We start from the raw sequence: 4536 nt of genomic DNA, 5'->3' as shown, positions 1-4536 counted from the left end.
CAATTGTGCAATGTGGCGAACAGGCATGCGGCGGGGGCCGCAACGCGCTTCCGGGGGGGGGGGGGGGGGGGGAACCATGTTCAAGCGATCTGTGGGCTGCGCGAGCGATATGCGCCGCACGATTCGATCCGTCGCAGCTGCAACGGTGTTGGCGGCGTGCATCGCGCCCGCCCAGGCATCGCCCGTGACGGACGTGAATGCAGCGCTGATCGCGAGCATCCGCGCCAGCGCAACGCCGCCGCCCGTCGCCTCGCGCGCGATCGCGATGGTGCAGATCGCGATGTTCGATGCCGTCAACGCCGCTTCCGGCAGCCGGTATCGCGCCTACGGCTATGGCGGCGGTTCGGTCTCCGGCGTGTCCCCATCGGCGGCGGCCTATGCTGCGGGCTATGACATGCTCGCCAAGCTGTTTCCCGCACGCGCCGGCGTACTGATCGGGCAGCGCGACCTGCAGATCGGCGCACTCGGGCTGGGCGCCACCACGGCAAGCGCCAGCCTGGGCCTCGGCGGCAGCATCGCGTCCAGCTTCTACGCCGCCCGTGCAGCGGACGGCGCTTCGACCGCCCAGTTGCCCTATGTCTTCGGCAGCGGACCTGGCGCCTTTGTCAGCACCGTTTCGTCGGGCGCCAATCCGCTGCTGCCCGGCTGGGGCGAGGTGTCGCCGTTCGTGCTTGCGAGCGGAAGCCAGTTCCGTCTGGCCGCCCCGCCAGCTTTGGGATCGGCCGCGTTCGTGGCGGCATATGAACAGGTGCGCACCACCGGCTGCGCCACCTGCGGCACGGTGGAACAGCAGGAAATCGCACGCTTCTGGGCAGATGGCGGCGGTACACTGACGCCGCCGGGCCACTGGGTGCAGATCGCCTCGGGAATCCTCGCATCGCGCAGCCTGTCGCTGATGGAGGAGGCGCGCGTGATGGCGGTAGTCGGCGCCTCGGTGGCCGACGCGGCGATATCCGCCTGGGACAACAAGTACAGCTACACTCTCTGGCGCCCGGTCACCGCGATCAACGGCTGCACGCTGCAAAGCTGCGGCGTCGAGGGGGAGCCGGGCTGGAAGCCGCTGCTCACGACGCCGAATTTTCCGAGCTATGCCTCCGGCCACAGCACGTTCAGCGGCGCCGCGGCGGGCGCGCTGGCGTCCTTCTTTGGCGACGACGTGTCCTTCTGTGTGCAGCCCGATGCAGCGGTGGCGCTGCAGGAACGATGCTTCGGAAGCTTCAGCGCCGCCGCCGCCGAAGCGGGCATCAGCCGCATCTATGGCGGCATTCACTATGGCTTCGACAATCTTCCGGCGCTTGCCGCCGGCGATGCGATCGGCCGCTACACCTATGCCCGCGCGTTCGCGCCGGTGCCGGAGCCCGGAACATGGGCGCTGCTGCTCAGCGGCGCCGCGATGCTGGGCATGGCGTTGCGTCGCCGGCGTGATCGGAGGGCCCTGGCCTGAGCCGACGCGTCAGCCCCGGCCGAGCGTCTTGAACATCAGCGTGATCCGCGCGGCATCCGGATCGCCGCCATAGATCGGCCGCGCAGCGTGGGGAATGGTGCCGGGAAAGATCACGAGTCGATCGGGCTTGGGCACCACCGCCTTGAGCACCTCGCTGCCGCTGCGATTGAAGAACAGCGTCTCGCCGCCGTGATCCGCGCACCAGTCTGCCTGCGGATAATAGATCGCGGTAAGGTGATCCTTGCAGTCCGAATCGAGATGGACGCCGCCGCCGATGCCGGCGGGCATCCGATTGGCATAGCAGCGCGACAGCCGCTGCGCCCGAAGCGGCTTGCGCAGCAGGTCTTCCCAGACCTCCGCCACCGGCGGTGCCGTCGCATCGAGTTCCGAAGCGATGGCATTCGGATCGCGATCTTCCTGCGCGCTCCTCTGGTACCCGGCGAAGTGCTTGTAGAAATAGCGCGGCGCACCCGGCGCGGCCGAGGAATAGGCGCCATGCTGCCATCCGGGCTGATCCAGAAAGTCCCAGATACGCTGGCGCCGCGCGTCGCCCAGAAAATGGTCGAGTACCCGAATGTCGTTCAACGGCCGGTCCTTGCAACATGCCCCGGCGGGGCCGCTCCGGACTACAAGACGAAGATTAACAGTGGGTTAGGCAACACTAATTGGCCGAGCGCACGGTGCGGCCGGGGCCCCTTCCCGCATGCGAGGAGAGCCCGGATCATGCGCTGATTCCCTCCAGCGCCTCGCTCGCTTCCATCCAGGCCAGCTCCGCCGCTTCGATCTGTGCACCCACTTCGGCGCGGCGCTTCATCAGATCGGTCATCGTCAGCTTGGTCAGCGCCGCGTCGGCATTCGCCGGATCGAACATCGCCTTGTCGAGCGCCGAGAGCAGCGCCTGCAGCCGGGCCAGTTCGGTCTCCGCCGTCTTGGCCGCCTTGCGCAGGGCGTTGCCCCGTTCGCGCGCTTCAGCGGCGGCGCGACGGGCTTCCTTGCGATCGGCCTTGGACCCGCCACCCTTGCCGCCGCTCGAATCCTTCGACAGGACGAAGCTGATATAGTCGTCCAGCGTGCCGTCGAACTCGCGCGCGGTGCCTTGGTCGACCAGCACCAGCCGGTCTGCCGTCATTTCCAGCATGTGGCGATCGTGGCTGACCACGACGACGGTGCCGGTATAGCCGTTGAGCGCCTGGATCAGCGCCTCGCGCGCGTCGACGTCCAGGTGGTTGGTCGGCTCGTCGAGGATCAGCAGATGCGGTGCGTCGCGGGTGATCAGCGCCAGCGCCAGGCGGGCGCGCTCGCCGCCCGAAAGCTTGCCGACCTTGGTCGTCGCCTTGTCGCCCGAGAAGCCGAAGCGGCCGAGCTGCGCGCGCACCGCGCCGGGGCTCGCGCCGGCCATGTTGCGCGTCATGTGCTGCAAGGGCGTGTCGTCGCGGTCGAGTTCCTCCACCTGATACTGGGTGAAATAGCCCACCTTCATCTTGCCGCTGCTGTTAATCCCGCCGTCCATCGGCGTCAGCTGCGCGGCGAGCAGGCGCGCGAGCGTGGTCTTGCCGTTGCCGTTGCGGCCGAGCAGCGCGATGCGATCATCGGGGTCGATCCGCAGGTTGAGCCGCTGGAGGATCGGCTTGTCGCCATAGCCAACGCTGGCCATGTCCAGCGTGATCAGCGGCGGGCGCAGCTCGTCCGGGTTCGGGAAGTCGAAGCTGAGCGAGGGATCGTCGACCAGCTCGGCGATCGGCTGCATCCGCGCCAGCGCCTTCTGCCGGCTCTGCGCCTGCTTGGCGGTGGAGGCGCGGGCCGAATTGCGGGCAATGTAGTCCTGCAGCTTCTCGCGCTCGGCCTGCTGCTTGGCGCGCGCGGCGGCGAGCTGGGCCTGGCGCTCGGCGCGCTGGCGCTCGAACGCGTCATAGCCGCCCGGATAGAGCGTCAGCTTGCCGCGCTCCAGGTGCAGGATGTGATCGACGACATTGTTGAGGAAGTCGCGCTCGTGGCTGACCAGCAGGATCGTTGCCGGATAGGATTTGAGGAAGTCCTCCAGCCACAGCACCGCTTCGAAGTCGAGGTGGTTCGAGGGCTCGTCGAGCAGCAGCAGGTCGGGCTGCGAGAAGAGCAGGCTGGCCAGCGCCACGCGCATTCGCCAGCCACCCGAGAAGCTCTCCAGCTCGCGGTGCTGCATCTCTTCGTCGAACCCGAGGCCGACCAGGATGCGCGATGCGCGCGAAGGTGCGGCATGCGCGTCGATCGCGATCAGTCGCTCGTGGATCTCGCCGATGCGATCGGGGTCGTGGCTGGTCTCGCTCTCCTCGAGCAGCGCGGCACGCTCGATGTCCGCGGCGAGCACCGTCTCGAACGGAGTCGCGGTGCCGCCGGGGGCTTCCTGCGCGATATAGCCGAGCTTGGCGCCGCGCGGCATGTCGATGCTGCCGCCATCGGGTTCGAGCTGGCTGGCAATCACCTTCACCAGCGTCGATTTGCCGGCGCCGTTGCGGCCGATCAGGCCGATGCGGCCGCGCGGCGGCAGCTTGGCGGTGGCGGCGTCGAGGATCGTGCGCCCGCCCAGGCGCACCGTGATATCGGTCAGGTTGAGCATGATCCGTCAGCGCCTAGCCGATGCGGCGCCGCAGGGCCAGCCATCCGCATGCACCCGAATGATCGACGTGAAGGTTCGGTACGCCGCCGTAACTATGTTGTTCAAAAACGAAAATTTGGCGCGTGGAAAGGGCCTGACTGGTGCGCAAGTCGGGACGCATATGCATGATATCGCAAATTTTTTGCGGCGCGAACGGAATCGTCCCCCGGCATTGTACCTATAATCTCCCTGTTGCGGTTCCATCCACGGCCGCCAGCGCAAACGATCCCGCACGCGCTGACAAACCTTACTGGGGGATAAATGGAGATAGAGGTGCACATCGCGCCTAGCGCTGTCATGCGCCATGCCGCCGATCTTCAGCAACAATGCATCGCCGCATTGTCGAAGGAGGGCGATATCAATGTCGATCTTTCCGCGGTCGAGGAGGCGGATCTCAGTCTGCCCCAGTTGCTGACGGCGTTGCGCGTGTCGGCCGCGGAGGCGGGCCGGGTGGTTCGCC

The 4536-nt window shown here is 67.4% G+C and carries 3 protein-coding genes; 1 reads left to right on the top strand and 2 read right to left on the bottom strand.

What is annotated here, in order from left to right:
* The first annotated feature begins 184 nt into the window (after window positions 1–184).
* Window positions 185–1444 (top strand): vanadium-dependent haloperoxidase, encoded by a 1260-nt coding sequence (locus V7E00_RS19980; RefSeq protein WP_333574359.1) that lies wholly within the window; start codon window positions 185–187, stop codon window positions 1442–1444.
* A 9-nt stretch (window positions 1445–1453) separates the two neighbouring features.
* On the opposite strand, the gene V7E00_RS19975 is transcribed toward V7E00_RS19980, so the two are convergent.
* A complete protein-coding gene (locus V7E00_RS19975; protein WP_333574358.1) occupies window positions 1454–2029 on the bottom strand; it encodes a 2OG-Fe(II) oxygenase in 576 nt (191 codons plus the stop codon).
* Between the two features lie 136 nt (window positions 2030–2165).
* Window positions 2166–4037 (bottom strand): ABC-F family ATP-binding cassette domain-containing protein, encoded by a 1872-nt coding sequence (locus tag V7E00_RS19970; RefSeq protein ID WP_333574357.1) that lies wholly within the window; start codon window positions 4035–4037, stop codon window positions 2166–2168.
* Window positions 4038–4536 lie beyond the last annotated feature (499 nt).

Origin of the sequence: Sphingomonas sp. (assembly GCF_036731925.1) — a bacterium.
In the GTDB taxonomy this organism is placed as follows: Bacteria; Pseudomonadota; Alphaproteobacteria; order Sphingomonadales; family Sphingomonadaceae; genus Sphingomonas.
Note: the sequence above shows the minus strand (reverse complement) of the source record. Positions and strands in the feature narration are given on the sequence as shown.